Genomic DNA, 20,255 nt, shown 5'->3' with positions numbered 1-20,255 from the left:
TGTGGAGTTTTGAGCAATGTCTCATCAATCAGAATTAATTAGCCAAGACATCTTGGCATATTTAAAACAGCATGAAAATAAAGACCTTTTACGCTTTTTAACCTGCGGTAACGTGGATGATGGTAAATCAACACTAATCGGTCGTTTGCTTTATGATTCAAAACTAATTTATGAAGATCAGTTGCAAGCAGTTACACGTGACTCTAAAAAAGTAGGTACGACAGGTGATGCGCCAGACTTGGCATTACTTGTAGATGGCCTACAAGCTGAGCGTGAACAGGGTATTACGATTGATGTAGCTTATCGTTATTTTTCAACAGAAAAACGTAAGTTCATCATTGCAGATACACCAGGGCATGAACAATATACCCGTAACATGGCAACAGGTGCGTCGACTGCTGATTTGGCAATTATCCTGATTGATGCACGTTATGGCGTACAAACCCAGACTCGTCGTCATACCTTTATTGCAAGCCTTTTGGGTATTCGCAATATTGTTGTTGCAATTAATAAAATGGATTTGGTTGAGTTTTCAGAAGCGCGTTTTAATGAAATCCAAGCGGAATATAATCATTTCATCAATCAGTTGGGTGATCGTAAGCCTGCCAATATCATCTTTACGCCAATTTCAGCGTTAAATGGTGATAACGTGGTGAATCCATCTCCAAATACGCCGTGGTACACGGGCAAAACGTTGATGAATACCTTAGAAACGGTTGAAATTACGCGTGATACCAGTGCCTATGAGTTCCGTTTCCCTGTGCAGTATGTTAATCGTCCAAACCTTGATTTCCGTGGTTTCTGTGGAACAATTGCTTTAGGTGAAGTTAAAGTTGGCGATGAAATCGTGGCTTTACCATCAGGCAAGAAATCGACAGTGAAAGAAATTGTGACTTTTGATGGCAATCTTGAACATGCGATTGCAGGTCAAGCGGTGACTTTAACATTGAACGATGAGATTGATATTTCACGTGGTAATGTTTTAGTGAAAGCAGGTGAACAACCATTATTATCTCGTTCTGTACGTGCTTCTGTGGTGTGGATGACTGACCAACCGTTAGTGATTGGTAAGCTATATAATATCAAGATTGGTACTCAGACTATTCCTGCGAAAGTATCTAAAATTAACTATCGCACCAATGTGAATACGCTTGAGCATACTCAGGTTGATCAACTTGAGTTGAATGCGATTGCGGATATCGATGTTGAATTTGATGCACCTGTAGTATTTGACCGTTATCAAGATAGTCGTTATACAGGTTCGTTTATCTTTATCGACCGTTTAAGCAATGTCACTGTTGGCGCAGGTATGGTTGAAGCTGCAGTTGAATGGACTGCTCACAATGAACCTGTCACTGCTGAAGATCGTGCTGCACGTTTAGGTCAAAAACCTGCTGTAGTGGCTGTGTCTACTCAAGCACTTGAAAATGCTCAAGCGCTTGAAAGTCTGTTGATTCAACAGGGTGTCGTTGCGATTGCAAAAGCTGGTCTTTCTGCTGAGCAAGTTGCGTTACTTCGTCAGACTGGTATCGTAGTGATTACCGATGCTGAACAGGGTGCGGATGTAGTATTTGCACAAGATGCTGTTGAAGAATTGGCTGAGAAAATTGTGGAATTGGTTCGTCTGTAAGAGATTGGATGGATTGAAGAACCCGCTGTGAGGCTAATGCCAGTCAGTTAAGAGTAATTTAGTAGCTATTCATCTAAGAATCTCCCCTAACCCCTCTTTAAGAAAGAGGGGGAACGGTTGAGAATTTAGAATAATTTTAGATTCCTTGCACAGCAGTGCTCCTTATCCCTCCTTTTTAAAAGGAGGGATAAGGAGGATTTCAAAAGGCTTAAATGATCAACATTACGCGCCGTAAGGCGATTTTTTCATCCTTCCTTCTTACGGAGCATGCTCCTTATCTTTAAAAATGAGGGAGATCTAGAATTTATTTAACGACCTATTATCTGTATGAAGAACAAACCATCTAAGAAATTCATGACTTATTCAGCTTATTAAAACTCAAAAAAATACCGATCTTAAAACCAAATGATTTCTGAAATTGCGCTGATCGTCTCAAATCAATCATCTCATCCAATCATCCACACTCCCAAAACATTTAAACTTTCATACATAAGTCCACTATTCTTCAAAGCCACAAAGTTTTATGTTTCTATACATAAAACTTGAAAAGTATTGAAAGACTTAGGAGCGAACCATGTCTCAGGCAACCATGCAACACGTCATCATTACAGAACCTGGTGGCGTAGATAAACTCGCTTATGAAACGGTTGCAATCCCACAAGCAAAAGCAGATGAAGTCTTGGTAAAAGTACATGCATTTGGTATTAACCGTCCTGATATTTTACAACGCCAAGGCTTATACCCAATGCCTAAAGGCGTAACACCAGTACCCGGCTTAGAAGTTGCCGGAGTTGTAGAAGCAGTTGGTGCAGATGTTACCCAGTTTAAAGTTGGTGATAAAGTTTGTGGTTTAACCAACGGTGGGGGTTATGCAGAATACTGTGTTGTGCCGCGAAGCCAAACCTTAACCATCCCTGAAGGAGTGAGCTTTGTACAAGCTGCAGCTATTCCAGAAACATTCTTCACTGTTTGGGCAAATGTATTCCAAATGGCTAAGGCCAAAGCAGGCGAGACGTTATTGGTGCATGGTGGCGCAAGTGGGATCGGAACAACGGTACTGATGCTATGTAAATCATTTGGCATCAAGACCTTTGCGACTGTGGGGTCAGATGAAAAAGTACACGCTATCGCAGATTTAACCGATGCGATTAACTATAAAACCCAAGATTTTGAAAAAGCCATCCAAGAAAAAACCAATAATGAAGGTGTAGACATCATTCTTGATATGGTTGGCGCACCGTATTTAGAAAAGAACTTAAGCTTACTACGTCGTGATGGACGTTTGGTTTATATCGCTTTCTTGGCAGGTGCAAAAGCCAAAGAGATTTCACTCGGTCAAATCATGATGAAACGATTGACCATTACTGGTTCGACCATGCGTGCAAGAACGACGACGGAAAAAGCGGAAATTGCACAAGGCATACAACAACAGGTTGCACCATTGTGGGCAAAAGGTGAATGTTTACCGATGATTTATAAAACCTTTAAATTTGATCAAATCCAAGATGCGCATGCAATTATGGATACAGGTGAACATATTGGTAAAGTTGTGGTTGAAGTGATTTAAATACAATTTATATTTTGTTGATATGACGATGAATAAACGCCTCTTTCTATTGAAATGAGGCGTTTATTTTTAACCAAAAACCTATAGGTAAAAGCTAGAGATAAAAAACGTAAATAAAAGCCTAATTCAAATCTAAAACCCTTCTAATACAATTTTGCCAATACTCTTTCCACTCTCGATGAGGGTATGTGCTTTCACAATATTTTCAGCATTAATCACACCTAAGTTCTCAGAAAGTGTGGTTTTAATTTTACCTTGTTCAACCAATTCAGCGAGATGATTTAAAATCTGTCTTTGTCGAGACATATCATGTGTTTGGAATGTTGAACGTGTGAACATAGATTCCCAATGAATTGCTACAGACTTGATTTTAAAAGGATTGATCACAAAATTGTCAGGATCATCAATTAAACCAAAATGACCTTGTGGTGCAATTAAATTAGCAATCGACTGGGTATAACCCGCTGTACCTGTAATTGAAAAAATATAATCAGGTAAGCCAATATTCAAATCAAGCACTTGTTGTTCCAAAGGCTGATGATGATCAATAATATAATCTGCACCAATCGACTCTAACCATGCTTTTGACTCAGGACGTGAGGCAGTTGCAATGACTTTAAGGTTGGTTAATGTTTTTAAAAGTTGTACCGCAATCGAACCGACGCCACCCGCAGCGCCAATCACTAAAATGACTGCATTTAAATCAAGGGCTTCTTGTACTTTTAGACGGTCAAATAACATTTCCCACGCCGTAATTGAGGTTAAAGGCAGGGCAGCAGCTTCAGCATCACTGAGATTCTTGGGTTTTAAGCCGACGATTCTTTCATCCACCAATTGAAATTCTGCATAAGATCCTTGACGCTGATTTGAACCCGCATAAAAAACCTCATCGCCGATTTTAAAGTGCTGAACGTGTTCACCTACAGCCCTGACAATACCGACTGCATCATGTCCTAGAATTTTCCATGTTTCATTTTCACTTGAAGTGCGTTGGCGCATTTTAATATCAACAGGGTTGATGGAAATGGCTTTCACTTCAACCAACAGATCATGTCCAGTTGCAGTTGGTTTTTCTATTTCAATATCTGAAAAAACATGAGGCTGTGAAATAGGCAAAGGTTTTTTATAGGCAACTGCTTTCATTCGATTTCTCCATTTTTATCGTCTGATCCATCAATAGCAAAATTCACATGACTTAGAAAGTACAGAATTGTGTATCTCTATGTTCTATCAATAAACAGGGATTTATCAACCCATAAGACTTTATCAACAAATCGAGTACAGTATCGATTAAAGCTTAATTTTAAATAAATGATTAAGTTTGAAGAACGTGAGTTAATCCTTCTATCTAGATCGTGTGGGATGAAGATTATCTCTGATTTAATTTCAAAATTATGCGAAAATACTCAATCTATTTATTTATCTTTTAGGACTCCCATGACCGACTCTTCTGCATCATTAAGTGATATTGAAATTTTAGACATTCTTCAATCGATGAAATCGGATGAATTGAATGTTGAAGCAAAAAAAATCATTCGTGATGGTGGAAAAGCAGGGCGTCAGGAAGCACATAAACAAGCTTTGGTTGCACTGAATGATAGTTTCGAAGAGAAGTTTGTTGAAGCTGTGACTTTAGCTTTAGATTTAAATGAAGCCCAAGCCAAGAAAATCCGTTATAAGAAAGACCGTATCCGAATTTTAAAAGTACGTGGTATCGATTATTTAGCAATTGATGGTGCGGAAACAGCACAAGTACTTGCGCAAATTGCACAAGCAATTACGCGTGAAGATGCGACAGTAACACGTGATTTACACAACATTTTTCCTTTTTGGAAGGAAGGTTGGCCAATGGTACAATTCGACAGTGCTTATAAAACCTTAGAAGAAGATATTTCAATTCATTATCAAGCTGTACTTGATCAATTGATTCATCTTTATGGTGGCAATTAAATTTTAAGTTGAACTAGGAAGAAAACTTCTAATACTCAGTTGATTTTGGACAAGTTATAGAGTCAAAAAAAGCACCATTGAATGGTGCTTTTTTCTATTTCAGGAGTGAGCAGGAATCATCATTGCTCTCTCAATCTATTAACCGAGTGTTGAATAGAGTGGGAAAATACCAAAAATCAAAGCGGTTACTAACATCACCAAACACGTAATGATCGCCCACTTAATTGCGAATTTTTGATGTTGTCCAAATTCAATACCTGCTAATCCACACAATAAATAAGTCGATGGAACGAGAGGTGAAAGTAAGTGTACAGGCTGTCCCACGATTGAAGCACGCGCCATTTCCACAGGGGTAATACCATAATGACTTGCTGCTTCAGAAAGAATAGGCAGAACGCCATAGTAGAATGCATCATTCGACATAAAGAATGTCAAAGGCATACTCACAATGGCTGTAATAGGTGCTAAATAAGGCCCCATACTTTCAGGAATAATGGCAACCAATTCCTTAGACATCGCATCAACCATACCAGTACCAGACAGAATACCCGTGAAAATACCGGCTGCGAAAATGATACCGACAACGTTCAAGGCACTACCTGCATGGTTAGCAACCAAGCTTTTTTGCATGTCGATATCTTTATAGTTCACCACCAGTGCAATACACAATGCGACCATAAAGAGAATCGACATTGGCAATACACCTTTTACAAGACAAACCATTAATGTCAATGTTAATAAAGCATTGAACCATCTTAGATTTGCACGGTTTGCTTCAGGGTTGGTTGAAATCTGAATATTGTCGCCATGGCTAATATCGAGTTCGACAATACCTAAACGTTTACGTTCCATGCGTCCATACATATAGCCGAGGAAGTATAACCAAATGATTGCAAAGACCATTGGTAAAATCATTGGGATAAATACATCACTTGGGTCTACATGCAATGCACTCGCTGCACGTGCAGTCGGGCCTCCCCAAGGCGTGAGGTTCATGATTCCACTGGCGAGCATCATTAAACATGCCATGATTAATGGACTCATGCCTAAGCGCTTGTAGAGTGGAAGCATTGCAGCCACACAGATCATATAAGTGGTTGAACCATCACCATCTAATGACACAATCAGCGTAAGTGTGATTGTACCAATCACGACTTTGAGAGGATCACCTTTCACCAGTTTTAGAATAAATTTGACAGAAGGGTCGAATAAACCCGTATCAATCATGATGGCAAAGTAAAGAATTGCGAAGAGTAACATAACGCCAGTTGGTGCAAGTTTTTTCACACCTTCAAGCATCATTTCGCCCAGTTCTTTGATTTCAATATGCGCTAAACTATCGACGTAAAAACTTAAACCGTAAGCAATGAGAGCAAATAAAATAGGGATAAGCGTTAAAGCAGCAAGAGCAGTCATTCGTCTGGACATGATCAAGTACATAAAGCACAAGATCATGCCTAAACCTAATACGGTTAACATGGTTCAATCCTTGAGTAAGACTTTAACTTTTGAAAGTCTTTTGATGTTTTGGTACTGTGGGTATTTATGGATGGATGCTAAAGATTTATGATAAGAATTAAAATATATAAAAAAAAATATTGAAATGATGATTATTTTTAAAATAAATAGTATTTATTAAACAATGGTTTATGGGTTTATGAAATTTTATATCCAAAATGGTGCATATTTTTAAATAATTGTTTTTTCTTAATTTTATTTATCTATTCTTTGATTCATAAACTTTAGATATTTTTCATATTTCTAAAATTTATATATAAATGTTGTTAAAAATAGAGATTTGCTACTCAGTGAAAGCCTTGTATGGCATGCTTTATAGCAGATTTGTGTTGAAAATAGGCTATTTTCTAAAATGTGATGAAATATACTTTTGCATATTTTTTGTGCTGATTTTTTAATAAAAATAAAAAACCAAACAAAACTATTTGTTTGGTTTATATTTAATCTCTGATTTAAAAGTAAAATTTAAGTGAAAGGTTAAGGCTCATCAGTTGATTCTAGTTCAGGTCTTTCAAGCAGACGAGTAACCAAAAGTTGGTCTATTTTAAAATGATCGACATCAACCACTTCAAACTTATAACCGCCGAAAATCACAGTATCTGCGGGCTTAGGAATCTTACGTAACTGATACATCATAAAACCAGCCAGAGTTTCATAACTTTCTTCATCAGGCATTTCGTCGATAGCTAAGGCATGTTTCATGTCTTCAATTGGAGTGCTACCTTCAATTAACCATGAGTTATTATCCCGCTTAATAATTTGCTGCTCTTCTTCAATTGGTATGACCCAATCTCCCATAACAGTGATCATGATATCTGAAAGAGTAATTACGCCTACAACCAGTGCGTACTCATTGATCACCACTGCAAATTTTTCTTTGGTTGAACGAAAGCGGTCTAGCAATTCAGAAAGGGTTAATGTATCTGGAATAGTCAGAACAGTACGAATGGTATTTTCATTTAACTGAAGTAAGGATTGATTATTGAGAATACGTACTAGAATATCTTTCGCATCAATATAACCGATGACATTGTCAATATTTTCACTACATACCAAAAATTTTGAATACGGGTATTCGGCCAATTTTTGACGAATACTGGCTTCTGATTCCTTCAAAGTAAAATACACCACGTTTTCACGGGTAGTCATGCTGGAAGGAACGTTACGCTCTTCAAGTTCAAATACATTTTCAATAAAATGATGTTCTTGCTTTTGTAAAACACCAGCTTGCGCACCTGCATCCATCACCGCAGAAATATCATCAAATGTGATGTTATCTTCACGTGTAGTATTGACTTTAAATAAGCGGAATAACAAATTCGCAATCGCATTGATAAACCAAGCTAAAGGCTTACATACCACAATAAAAATCTGAATTGGCTCAATGACTGATACAGCGATTTTTTCAGGTGCAATCATTGCCAAACGTTTAGGCATTAAATCTGCAAAAAGAATAAACAACGATGTGACTAAGGTAAATGAAAGCACAAAGCTAATGGTTTCAGCCCAATCACCGACATAGAAACGAGAAACAAATTCAAAGAAATAGGGGCGAAATGCGCCTTCACCTAAAATACCACCAAGAATAGCGACAGCATTTAATCCAATTTGAGAGGCAGCAAAAAAGTCAGCTGAATTTTGCTGTAAATCTAAAACTTTTTGAGCACGTTCATCGCCTGATTCTGCAAGAATTTTGAGTTTAACTTTACGCGCACCAGCAAGTGCGATTTCAGTTAAAGATAAAAAACCTGCTCCTGCAATGAGAATGACGATGATTACGATATTCTGGAAGAGGCTCACGTATCCACCTGCGGATCATCATTATTATGAGAAGTTATGAATACATAATAAGTTAACACATAAAAGGAAGTGGTAGTAAGTCACTGACTTACTACCGATTTGAAATGAGTATAATCTTGAAATAATCAGAATTTAAGAAAATTTTATTAATATTGAGAAAAATGAGAATTATTTTGCATAAATTCACGATTTTCTTCTTCAATCATTTGACGTGCAACATAAAGGATCAATTGTCTTAACCAACGATGTGCAGGGTGATGATGAAGTAAAGGACACCATGCCATTTTTAATTCAAATTCAGGAATATAAAAAGGTGGGTCTTTAATCAATAAATTTTGGCTTTTGGCTTGTAAACGTGCAATACGGGTCGGTAAAGTCGCAATCAAGTCTACATTGGATGCCAATAAAGCAGGCATTTGATAGTGACGAGTAAAGACTGAAATTTTACGTTTTTGCCCGATACGCTCTAAAGCTTGATCAATCCAACCTAAACCTGCTTGCTTTTCCGGGTTGACACCAAAGCCGACGCCCATCCCAGTTTTAGATACCCAAATATGTTGTGCATCTAAATAGCTTTTTAGGTTCAAATTGCTTGCAGCAGGGTGTTTGCTATTCAATAAACATGAAAAACTATCACGCCAAACTAAAACTTGGTGAAAACTTTGTGGAATTTCATTGAATCGGTTAATCGCCAAGTCAACTTTACCTTGTTCCATGTCACGGTATGACACGTCACTTGGGGTTAAAAAGTCGAGAACGACATTCGGTGCTTCAGAACGTAATGCTTTGACTAAACGTGGTACTAAGGTCGCTTCTGCATAATCAGAAGTCATGATACGGAATACACGATTTGATGTATAAGGTCGAAACTCTGTACGAGGCTCTAAAATCATCGATAAATCAGAAAGCGCATCACGAATACGAGGTTGTAACTCTAATGCACGTTCTGTAGGAGTCATACCTTCAGATGAGCGAATTAAAAGTGGATCATTAAATAAATTACGTAAACGACGTAAAATATTACTCATCGCAGGCTGGGTAACACCTAACTGTTCAGCTGCACGAGTTACATTTTTTTCACGTAGAAGAACATCAAGATAGATTAGAAGGTTAAGGTCGACCCGCTCCAGATTCATAAAATAAATACCGAAAATAAAATTCTGAAATCGTTTTAGATTATGCCATAAGGAAATGATCTTGTGTGAAAAGCAGATGAAAAAAACATCATCTTATTTACATCATTGAGTATATATTCGAAAAATTCAAATAGAGCACATTACAGCCTAAATAAACATAATAAGATGCACATTCATTCTCAGGAAACTTGCTTGATTGTAGTTGGATGAGGAATCTATAAAATTGCGCGGAAGCTTTGTAATTTCGAATGGTTTGAAAATAGGTGGTTACTTGAAACATCATCATATTATCGCTTAAAAGTCGTAATTCAAGTGATTTTGTTACATGTTCAGACTTAAGTCTAATCAATATAAAAACAATGAAATGTTCTATTTTTAGACATATTATGAAAATGTTAAAATATATAAAAGTTATATTAAACAATTGTTTATAATTTTAAAATATAATTATAATACGGTTTTGATCTATGTATTTTTTAAATAAATACTGAAAATTAACTGAGAATATTGGATTAATTGATGTAGTCAAACTAAGCTTAGTTCATAACAACGAAGTGTTCTAAGTCTGAACAATCAAATACCGAGTGGATTTGGCCCTTCGATTGATGAAATCCTAATATTATTACAGGAAAATATCATGAGTACATATCAAACAGCGATTGATGCAATCCGCGAATTAAAAGCAAAATTCGGCAGCACATGGCGCGATATTAGCCCAGAAGACGCTGCACGTATGCAAATGCAAAACCAATTCAAAACTGGTTTAGATATTGCTAAATATACAGCTGCGATTATGCGTCGTGATATGGCTGCTTATGATGCTGATTCTAGCAAATATACTCAATCATTAGGTTGCTGGCACGGTTTTATCGCACAACAAAAAATGATTGCGAACAAAAAATATTTCGGTACTACTGAACGTCGCTATATCTACCTTTCAGGTTGGATGGTTGCTGCACTTCGTTCAGAATTCGGTCCTCTTCCTGACCAATCTATGCACGAAAAAACTTCAGTACCTGCATTGATCGAAGAAATCTACACTTTCTTACGTCAAGCTGATGCGAAAGAATTAAACGATTTATTCCGTGCGCTTAAAAAAGCAAACGAAGCGGGTGATACTGCTAAAGCTGCTGAAATCACTGCTCAAATCGACAATTTCCAAACTCACGTTGTGCCAATTATTGCTGACATCGACGCTGGTTTCGGTAACGAAGAAGCGACTTACTTACTTGCTCGTAAAATGATCGAAGCTGGTGCTTGTGCGCTTCAAATTGAAAACCAAGTATCTGATGCGAAACAATGTGGTCACCAAGCTGGTAAAGTAACAGTTCCACATGAAGACTTCATCGCTAAAATCCATGCATTACGTTATGCATTCTTAGAAATGGGTCTTGATGACGGTATCATCGTTGCGCGTACTGACTCTGAAGGCGCAGACTTGACTCAAAAAATCCCAGTGGTTAAAGAGCCAGGCGACATCGCTTCTCAATATATCAGCTACTTAGATACAACTGAAATTGACATTGCTGATGCTCAAGAAGATGAAATCTTGATCAAACGTAATGGTAAATTACACCGTCCTAAGCGTTTGGCTTCTGGCTTATATCAGTTCCGTGCTGACACTCAAATTGACCGTGTTGTACTTGACTGCGTATCTAGCTTACAAAATGGTGCAGACCTTCTTTGGATCGAAACTGCAACGCCAAACGTTGAAGAAATCGCTCATATGGTTAACCGTGTACGTGAAACAGTTCCAAATGCTAAGCTTGTTTATAACAACAGCCCATCATTCAACTGGACTTTAAACTTCCGTCAACAAGCTTACGACCGTTGGGTTGCTGAAGGTAAAGACGTTTCTGCTTACGACCGTGCTAAATTAATGAGCGCTGAGTACGACAACACTGAATTAGCTGCTGATGCTGATGAAAAAGTACGTACATTCCAAGCAGATGCTTCTCGTGAAGCGGGTGTGTTCCATCACTTGATTACACTTCCGACTTACCACACTGCTGCGCTTTCTACACATGAGCTTGCACAAGGTTACTTCGGTTCTGAAGGTATGTTGGCTTATGTTGCTGGCGTACAACGTAAAGAAATCCGCGGTGGTATCGCATGTGTTAAACACCAAGCAATGGCTGGTTCTGATATCGGTGATGATCACAAAGAAATCTTCTCTGGTGATAACGCTCTTAAAGCGCACGATGATGCTAAAAACACAATGAACCAATTCTCAGCTCACTAAGATCTGAATTGATTCAAAAAAACCCTGCCTAAGCAGGGTTTTTTATTGGGTGGATATTTATCGTTTTAAATCAAATTTCTAATCGCTAAAATTTGATTTTGAAATATTCTAAGATTTGAATCCATCGTCTAAGCTTATTTTAATTCTTTGTGTAGTTGGTAATGGTCAGCAAGCGGACCATCGATTTTTGCACCTGTTTCAAATTCACGAGCTTCAATAAAGTTTTCACCTACAAAAAATTTACGATTTTCTGCATTTTGATCCAAGGTGATGATTGAGCCTGATGTATCAAAGTTGAAAATACCTTGAGATTTAAATGCTTTACCATCACCTTTATCTTGATATTGTTCTGTTAATTCATAGGTATTATCTTGATTCAATACTAACTTGGTTTGGATACCAGAACAGTCTGCACATGGTAATAAACCGATATATTCCCCAGCCCAATCTAAACTTGTTTGAGCATTATGCTCAGAATCTATAGTCGGCGTTGCAGCTTCATAGTTAGCGGCAGCTTGAGTTTGAGCTGTCGTTTGAATATCTTCAGATGCATTTCGTGTTGGTTTTGCACAAGCTGTAAGAAGCAGCGTGACAATAGACAATGCTATGATGGTTTTTTTCATTGTTTGCACCAATATGATTAAGCGTAAAAATCACGCAAAACAGGGAGTTGTATTTACTTAAGCATATAAATATCGTGATTTTAGCAACATAAGAATCATGTAATGAATTGATATAATATGTAGTATTTGTGGATTTTTTCCACAGATTAAGATTGCGAACTTGTATGGATTGTACCCTTTATTTTGATCTGACTTTTTATGATACATTTCGTTAAATATGTTGTTCTTATATATCAACCATATGATTATGATTTAAAGTAAGTTGATTTAAACAAAACCATCGAAATTAGATTTGATATGCAATTGAATTGACCGTGAGAACATACTTAAGGTTGATAAGCATACAAAACCGTTAAAATTTGAATGAGCAGGGCGACTTGTTTTAGACACAGCGTGGAAATGGATGATGCATTTATACCAGTTGAAATGTATACAGAAAGTTGGGGCGTGTATTAAGTGATTGATAATTCCAATGCTATGTTTCAATCATAAAAATACATTTTGATAATTATTGTAGAGAAAAACGTTGGATTCAATATTTTTTAAGAAGAAATAATTAACATGTGAAAATTCACCTATTTTATTGATTCATAAACACTTAGTATGTTTGATAATACCTTATACATTTATATATTAATTGACTAATTATTCATCAAAAAAAGCTTTTTTATTCAACGTGCATTGGTACAATTCGCAGCAAATTTTCTGTGTTGGTGTGTATTGTGTTTGAAAAGTTAGCTGAACAAAGTTTAGGTTTAATGGGGTGGGAAATTGACAATCATTGGGATTTAACCATAGACCAATGTGTCATGATTGCTGCACCACATACAAGTAACTGGGATGCACTTTATGCACGTTTGGCGTTAAAAGCTTTGGGTGTTAATGTTCGAATCACGATCAAAGACAGTTATATGAAATTACCTTTAGGTCCTTTTGTACGTGCAATGGGCGGTATAGGTATTGATCGTCGTCCGAAACAAGACGGTGAAGCACGACCAAGTATGGTCCAGTTGATGAGTGATTTATTTAAGACGCATCCTAAATTGGTGATGTTAGTGACACCAGAAGGTACACGTTCTAAACAAGAAAATTGGAAAACGGGTTTCTATCATGTGGCGATGAGCGCAGGTGTTCCAATTGCATTGGCTTATATGGACTATGCCAAAAAGAAAACAGGTATTGGTAAAATTGTTTATCCGACGGGGGATTATGAAAAGGATATGGCAGAGATTATGGCATTTTATGCTCAGATTAATCCCAAATACCCAGAATTATTTAGTGTAGATACACGTTTTCATAAAACCAATGAAGACTGAATGAATCTTTAGAAAGAAGTCTTTTAAAGTCTAATTTGAAAAATATAATGATTAAACATCAATATTTGAACAAGGATCAGTACATATAGAGTGCTGATCCTTTTTTACTTAACACATAGAATATATAAGCTTGAGTGCTATGATCGGCATCAAAATAGCCTAAGTAATTCAAATAAGGGGATTTAGTTTAGAGGATTGGTCTCTGACTGAGATTGCACACCGCCCAAGGATTCACACGCTGACTTATACACATCGTATTGTTGTTGAACAACTTCATCTAAAGGAATTTTAAATAATTCATTACCAGATTTATAGCTTTCAATATAAGACGTCGCTTTTTCTTTACTCACAGCCAATGAATGTTCATGGTAGCTGGTCATGCTGCTATGGCTAAGTTGAGTTGTTTCAATATTGCTACATTTAAATTGCTTTAATAGTTTTTCAGCAGTTTTAATCTCGCTGGATGTGCCAATAACACATCCAGTTAAAATAAAGATAATACTGAGTAAAATTGAGATTTTCATCACGAAAAATTATAATAAATCGGTCGCGAAATTTTATACTTATTTGATCGCTATAAATAGGTTTATTTGATAATCATCTTTAAAATCAAGCCATAATTTGTTTAATATTTAAACAAATAAAATATTTAGCTTCATGTTGCCATGCTGATGCAATCGCTCATGTTCATATGAAAACTATTGTTATTAATAAAACTATCTTGATGCAAATATAGGCTCAGTAAGACGCTTTAAAATTGTATTTCAGAGATGGTGTAATAAGGTTGTGCGCCTTACATTGTATGAATATTTACAGTAAGTTAATCACGAGTATGTATGATAAGCCACATCAGCACTATTTTTAGTTTTGCTCTTGAGTGAAAGGGTGTAATTCAGCAAGTGAATTCAACATTATGATTAAATAAGAATGAAAGAACGATATAAAGTAATTAGAAAAGTTATTTAATCAAAAATAAAGTAAAGGTTATTTACAATAATGGCTTATTCGATTATTTAGTTTTTATTGAACAGCTTTAAGGTGATGGTGTTTGCCGGTTTTTTAAAAAATTTTCAATAAAGCGCTGTGTATGTTCATCTAAATAAAATGGAGCAATTAATGGTTTGATTAAGTCATCCAATAAACCATGTTGCTCTAAAGCCGCTAAGCTATGTGGTGCAAAGCGTTGAGCTTCAATGAATAAATCATTTTCATTGATACCCACAGAAAGGAGTAACTCTTGTAGGTTATATTCACCGAAATATTGATAATATGCTTCAACGACATTTAAAATAACTTGTTGCATATAATCTGTTTGACGGAGTTGCTTCCATGATTCATAAACCAGAATGAAAAACTCCTCAAAATCAATGGGCTGAAATTGTGAGAAAGTTTCTTTAAGCGAGCGTTGCTTAATATCTGTCCATAAATGTGTAGCTATATTAGCAAGATCTTCATTGGGTAATAAAATGATTTTGCTGAGTTGTTTGCGGATTGCGGAACCCAGTTGCTGCTCTAACTTGAGCTCAATATTTTGTTGTTGATCTTGAATAAAACTTAAAACTTTTGCGCCGAAACGATTTTGTTTAATATTGTATTGGCGTAGTTGATTTAACCAAGGGGTATTACTTTCTACAATCTGATTGGCAAGTTGTAGACTGACTTGTTGTATTTGCGGATTATGTTGTAAATTTTCCTGAATATAATCTCTAAATTGTTGTAGTTCTAAGATTTTAGACAACCATAAGTCAAAAGAATCATCGCTAAGTAAATCTTTAAAACTCGTGTCACTATTGACTGCATAATGATGGACTTTTTGGGCAGAAAAACCAATAAATTCAAGAATCTCTGCGCCTAAATTTAATTCAAAAGCATATTTTTGAACAACGTTTTGTAATTGTTCAAGTTGAATCATGTCCTTGAGTAGGATTTGATCCGAATGTTGATAAACCTGCGCAATAAAGTTCTCTAAGTATTTGGAATTATTTTCATCCAATAATTGTTTTTTAATAAAGCCAACTTGCTCAAGCAACAAGGCTTGAGCAAGTTCTTGAGCAATGCTCGAATGGGATGACGAGTGATTTAAGTCCACTAAATTTATATACCTGCTTTCCAGCCATTTACAATTGGATAACGACGTTCACGGCTAAATGCGCGTGAGCTGATGCGTGGACCAATTGAACCTTGGCGGCGTTTATATTCATTGCGATCAACGAGACGAATGACTTTTTCAACCACTTCACGTTCAAAACCTTTGGCAATGATGTCTTCTTGACTTTGGTCTTCTTCAATATAAGCATAAAGAATCGCATCAAGTACATCATAAGCAGGTAAAGAATCTTGGTCTTTTTGATCTGGACGAAGCTCAGCTGAAGGTGGACGAGTGATTACACGTTCAGGAATCACAGGTGTTTCAGCAATGCTATTACGGTATTTTGCCAATTCAAAAACAATGGTTTTATAAACATCTTTTAATACCGCAAAACCACCTACCATGTCACCATAAAGTGTGCAATAACCCACTGAAAGTTCAGATTTATTGCCTGTTGCAAGGACTAAATTCCCAAACTTATTGGACAAGCCCATCAGCAATGTACCGCGAGCACGTGCTTGAAGGTTTTCTTCAGTTGTATCCGCAGGCGCATTACCAAAGAATGGATAGAGTGTTTGCATGAAACTGTTCACGATTGGATGAATTTCAGCAATACCAAAGGTTACACCCATACGCTGAGCTTGTTCCGTTGCATCTTCTACACTAATTTGTGAAGTGTAGGTATAAGGCATCATCACCGCTTGTACTTTATCCGCGCCAATTGCATCTACTGCAATCGCAAGTGTCAGTGCTGAGTCAATACCACCAGATAAACCCAAGATTACCCCTGGGAAGCCTGAACGTTGTACATAGTCACGTGTTGCTAAAACTAAAGATTGATAAATTTCAGCTATGGTGTCTAAAGCAGGTGCCGATTCTAAGACTTTATATGCCTTTTCTTCCGCTTGATAATCGACAATATACAGATCTTCTTTAAAGCTTGGCGCTTGGAATGCAACATCACCTGAATGATTGATGACAAAGCTGGTGCCATCAAAAATCAAGTCATCTTGTCCACCGACTTGGTTTGCATAGACCACATGCACATTCAATTGTTTTGCTAATTCTTTTAACGTGGTAATACGGTGTTGCGGTTTACCCACTTCATAAGGTGAAGCATTGAGCACCAAGATACTTTCAACATTCAGTTGAGCAAGTTGTTGTACGGTGGTAAGTGACCAAACGTCTTCACAAATCAATACACCAAATTTATGCCCTAAGTATTCAAATACAAGATGTTGATGACCTTCATTAAAATAACGTTTTTCATCAAAAACACTGTAGTTTGGTAGGTTCTGTTTGTTATAAACCCCAAGTACTTGTCCGTCTTTCATGACTGCTGCTGAATTGTAGCGATGACCATCTTCAGCAAGGTTGACAAAACCAAAGACCATAACGATGTCTTTAACAGCAGCAAGTTGTTCAAAAGCGTGTACAGTGCGTTTTGCTAAACTTGGACGTAAAAGTAAATCTTCTGCAGGATAACCTATAGTAGAAAGTTCAGGAAAAACAATAATTTCAACATTTTGCTTTTTGGCTTGATTGGCCTGTTCAATCATCTTTTGAACATTAGATTCAATATCACCAACAAATGGAGAGAATTGCGCAAGTGCAATTTTAAAACTTTTCATTTAAACCAAATCCTATTCCAATAGGGTAATTACATGCATTTAGTTGATTTTTAAAATATAGTTATTCAACATGTGCATATATAGACACAAAAAATTGCCAAACGGCGAAACTATAAAATCATCATCAATGATTAAAAATCTTTATTTTCTTGCAGTGCAAAAATTTCAGATATTGGGTATTTTAACTAAAAAAAAGTGAGAAGCTAGTTATTCCTTCAGTTTATTCAAAACACCGATATTGACAGCACGAATGTAGTGCATTTTTTCAACATAAACCAGTTATTTTTCAATTATTTTGATGCTCTGTAACGGAATATAAACAACTGGTTTTTAATTTGTGATTCACTTCACGTTTATCTTAATGCGTCCAATAGACACAAAACTTTTATCTTGGATTTGAGTGATTCAAGATAATATTTTCTATACGTTTTAGATAAATATCTCGTGCAATATCACCTTGTTGCTCAATGTTGTAATCAAAATACGGTTTACCTTTGACCAAGGTATAGCGATAAGGATTGTATTTTCCACCAGTCAAGTACAAAGCACTTTGTAAAAGTGCGCCTTTGAGCAGTACATTTTCATGGCGTTGATGTTGATAGATATGTGCCATTTCATGAATAAAAGTTGCTTGATCACTAAGACTTTGGCAGGAAAAATCTTCACAATAATCTGCATCTTTTAAATGAATATAACCGTTCGGCGCCATTAAAATCCCAACAGGTTGCCAAGGCAAATAAGGGTGGTTGAGAACTTTTACTTTTGCATAATCAATCAAATCACCAAACACGGTTTGACTGATTTGAATTTCACCATCGGTCAGTCCACGTACTTTAAATTGATCTAATTTAAGGAGGCGGGCGAAGCTTGCTAAAAAGTTCAACATGTAATTCACCGCTTAAAAACAAAAGAATACTTGTTTATAAATCAAGATGCTGTTCGAAAATGGTACTTTATTATTCATAGTTGTCATCAAATTATATGGATATGTTGAATCGAGAAATTGTCAAAAATGGTCATGTTCAATGCAACACTTTTATAGTGGCAGTCTAATCGAAACAGTCCAATGGTAAAAGTGTTACATAGAAGTTGTCTTTAATTTATGTTTTCGTTTTAACAAAGTCTCGAGTCATTTCTAAAACGAATTCAGGCTGTTCTTGTTCTTCGTCTGGTATGTGACGCACACTTACAATAAGGTTCTTTTGAGTACAACTTAAACTGTAATCAATAAACCGCTGTGCTTGTGCCAAAATTCATATTGATCTAATGCAATGTGAATCACGAATGAGGGCAGTGTACTTATTTTAAATCATCTTATTGCCATGTTTCAGATTCACAGATAATCATGTTTCTGTTCACGTATTTAAAAGCGATTGCGCTTTTCAGCATTTTTTGCCGATCAAAGGGTCTTATGAGTTGAAGCATAATTAAAGATCAACATAACGAGTATTCAAATCACTTTTTAAGTGAAATAAATTGAATAAATGGCGTCTACGAGTCATTTCTTCATATGTGATTTTTCATAGGATAAATTTGAAAATTATCCTCTTGGGTCATTCCTTATCAGTAGGGGCAATCTGTACGAATAATTGTCTGACAGTTCAGTGAAATAGTCATAAATTGCAAACCGATTGACCTTAAATGCTAATTATTATTGGCACTGCATGCCTTAATTTCTTTATATCACAGTCGTTTTTTTACTCAAAAGGCGATCTAGATCCTGAATTTGACGTTGCGTTTTATTTAGGAAACGGATTTCCCATAAACGAATAAAGAGTATTTATCATGCAACTTGTAACTAAACCTCTTAAAAAAGCAGCTGCCAAATTCTTTGCAGCTGCCCCGTTCAGTTTGGAAAAACAATCTCCAATCATTCCTATTCGTCATATGAAATTTGATTTTGATGCTACAAAGATAGATCACAAATTTTATATGGATGCAGAATTGGCTAGTGCTTATTTTGCGTCATTGTCTATTTTTTTGACCCGTGGTGAAGATCTTGTGATTGATACAGCACGTTACCATCGTGATTTCATTACAGATCCATTACTAAAGCAACGAGTCACTTCATTGATTGGTCAGGAAGCGATTCATTCAAAAATGCATGAAGAGTTGAATGATGCTTTTATTGAAAAAGATTTGCCTGTCAAATTATTTCGAGTGTGGGCAGGTTGGGCTTTTGATTATGGATTTAACCGTTTACCACAACCGATGAAATTGTCGTTGATGGCGGGTATTGAACATTTCACAGCTGTTTTGGCCGAATACATGATGAATCACGAGGAGATTTTCTTCCGTTCACAAGATGAAAAGCAACGTGCAATTTGGATGTGGCATATGCTCGAAGAATCAGAGCATAAAGATATTGCCTTTGATGTTTTTCAATCATTGTCAAATAGTTATGCTTTGCGTATCGCTGGATTTTTCCCTGCACTCATCACCATTCTCGTGCTGATTTCTGTGGCTTCATTTTTAGTCCCTTTTTATCGAAATCCTAAAAACTTGATTAGCCTCAGTTATTGGAGAGAGATGCCGTATAGCTTGCAGCTTATTTTTGGCTTAAAAGATGGGGTGTATGGCAGTAGTTTAAAACATATTTTTGATTATTTACGTCCAGATTTTCATCCGAATGACCACGACACTACAGCATTTTTAGAATATTACAAAGAAAGATTGCTTCACCCAGAAACGGGCTTGCTTACCCCATATTTAACCAAGGAATTTACACCTGCGTTACGTACATAAAATTATTC

Annotated in this window: 15 protein-coding genes; 6 read left to right on the top strand and 9 right to left on the bottom strand. The window is 36.4% G+C overall.

Translation table 11 applies throughout. The annotated features are described in order from the left end of the window. The first annotated feature begins 16 nt into the window (after nt 1-16). Both cysN and D7V20_RS02975 read left to right on the top strand, forming a co-directional pair. Nucleotides 17-1,630 carry a sulfate adenylyltransferase subunit CysN gene (gene cysN / locus D7V20_RS02980; protein WP_120382853.1) on the top strand — a complete coding sequence of 538 codons (1,614 nt, stop codon included), beginning with the start codon at nt 17-19 and terminating at the stop codon, nt 1,628-1,630. Between the two features lie 574 nt (nt 1,631-2,204). Then, entirely contained in the window at nt 2,205-3,197 is a 993-nt protein-coding gene (locus D7V20_RS02975; RefSeq protein ID WP_120382852.1) for an NAD(P)H-quinone oxidoreductase, read from the top strand. Between the two features lie 132 nt (nt 3,198-3,329). Here D7V20_RS02975 and D7V20_RS02970 read toward each other — a convergent pair whose 3' ends face one another. Continuing rightward, nucleotides 3,330-4,340 carry a zinc-binding alcohol dehydrogenase family protein gene (locus tag D7V20_RS02970; RefSeq protein ID WP_120382851.1) on the bottom strand — a complete coding sequence of 337 codons (1,011 nt, stop codon included), beginning with the start codon at nt 4,338-4,340 and terminating at the stop codon, nt 3,330-3,332. A gap of 294 nt (nt 4,341-4,634) precedes the next feature. Between D7V20_RS02970 and D7V20_RS02965 the strand changes: the two genes are divergently transcribed. Then, nucleotides 4,635-5,147, top strand: a complete 513-nt coding sequence (locus D7V20_RS02965) for a hypothetical protein (RefSeq protein ID WP_120382850.1) — start codon at nt 4,635-4,637, stop codon at nt 5,145-5,147. A 138-nt stretch (nt 5,148-5,285) separates the two neighbouring features. On the opposite strand, the gene D7V20_RS02960 is transcribed toward D7V20_RS02965, so the two are convergent. From D7V20_RS02960 to D7V20_RS02950, 3 genes are all read right to left on the bottom strand, one after another. Beyond that, on the bottom strand, nt 5,286-6,626 hold the full coding sequence (locus D7V20_RS02960) for a CitMHS family transporter (RefSeq protein ID WP_120382849.1): 1,341 nt from the start codon (nt 6,624-6,626) through the stop codon (nt 5,286-5,288). Nucleotides 6,627-7,142: 516 nt separating this feature from the next. After that, nucleotides 7,143-8,465 carry a hemolysin family protein gene (locus tag D7V20_RS02955; protein ID WP_120382848.1) on the bottom strand — a complete coding sequence of 441 codons (1,323 nt, stop codon included), beginning with the start codon at nt 8,463-8,465 and terminating at the stop codon, nt 7,143-7,145. Between the two features lie 146 nt (nt 8,466-8,611). Then, nucleotides 8,612-9,601, bottom strand: coding sequence for a LysR family transcriptional regulator (locus tag D7V20_RS02950; RefSeq protein WP_120382847.1), 990 nt, complete (start codon nt 9,599-9,601; stop codon nt 8,612-8,614). A gap of 637 nt (nt 9,602-10,238) precedes the next feature. Here D7V20_RS02950 and D7V20_RS02945 point away from each other — a divergent pair. Further along, nucleotides 10,239-11,843: an isocitrate lyase gene (locus D7V20_RS02945; RefSeq protein ID WP_120382846.1), complete on the top strand. Its 1,605-nt coding sequence runs from the start codon at nt 10,239-10,241 to the stop codon at nt 11,841-11,843. A gap of 134 nt (nt 11,844-11,977) precedes the next feature. On the opposite strand, the gene D7V20_RS02940 is transcribed toward D7V20_RS02945, so the two are convergent. Beyond that, on the bottom strand, nt 11,978-12,466 hold the full coding sequence (locus D7V20_RS02940; RefSeq protein ID WP_120382845.1) for a copper resistance protein NlpE: 489 nt from the start codon (nt 12,464-12,466) through the stop codon (nt 11,978-11,980). Nucleotides 12,467-13,188: 722 nt separating this feature from the next. Between D7V20_RS02940 and D7V20_RS02935 the strand changes: the two genes are divergently transcribed. After that, entirely contained in the window at nt 13,189-13,782 is a 594-nt protein-coding gene (locus D7V20_RS02935; RefSeq protein WP_120382844.1) for a 1-acyl-sn-glycerol-3-phosphate acyltransferase, read from the top strand. A gap of 182 nt (nt 13,783-13,964) precedes the next feature. Here D7V20_RS02935 and D7V20_RS02930 read toward each other — a convergent pair whose 3' ends face one another. The 4 genes from D7V20_RS02930 to D7V20_RS02915 all read right to left on the bottom strand — a co-directional run bounded on the left by D7V20_RS02930 (nt 13,965) and on the right by D7V20_RS02915 (nt 18,388). Next, on the bottom strand, nt 13,965-14,306 hold the full coding sequence (locus D7V20_RS02930; RefSeq protein WP_120382940.1) for a hypothetical protein: 342 nt from the start codon (nt 14,304-14,306) through the stop codon (nt 13,965-13,967). A 509-nt stretch (nt 14,307-14,815) separates the two neighbouring features. Next, nucleotides 14,816-15,871 (bottom strand): hypothetical protein, encoded by a 1,056-nt coding sequence (locus D7V20_RS02925; protein WP_120382843.1) that lies wholly within the window; start codon nt 15,869-15,871, stop codon nt 14,816-14,818. A gap of 5 nt (nt 15,872-15,876) precedes the next feature. After that, nucleotides 15,877-17,502 carry an NAD+ synthase gene (locus tag D7V20_RS02920; protein ID WP_120382842.1) on the bottom strand — a complete coding sequence of 542 codons (1,626 nt, stop codon included), beginning with the start codon at nt 17,500-17,502 and terminating at the stop codon, nt 15,877-15,879. A gap of 385 nt (nt 17,503-17,887) precedes the next feature. Beyond that, nucleotides 17,888-18,388, bottom strand: coding sequence for a hypothetical protein (locus D7V20_RS02915; RefSeq protein ID WP_120382841.1), 501 nt, complete (start codon nt 18,386-18,388; stop codon nt 17,888-17,890). 899 nt (nt 18,389-19,287) lie between these two features. On the opposite strand from D7V20_RS02915, the gene D7V20_RS02910 reads away from it, so the two are divergent. Next, nucleotides 19,288-20,247, top strand: a complete 960-nt coding sequence (locus D7V20_RS02910) for a metal-dependent hydrolase (RefSeq protein ID WP_120382840.1) — start codon at nt 19,288-19,290, stop codon at nt 20,245-20,247. Nucleotides 20,248-20,255 lie beyond the last annotated feature (8 nt).

The organism is Acinetobacter rongchengensis (assembly GCF_003611475.1).
Lineage (GTDB): Bacteria > Pseudomonadota > Gammaproteobacteria > Pseudomonadales > Moraxellaceae > Acinetobacter > Acinetobacter rongchengensis.
This window is presented reverse-complemented; position numbering and strand designations above follow the sequence as displayed.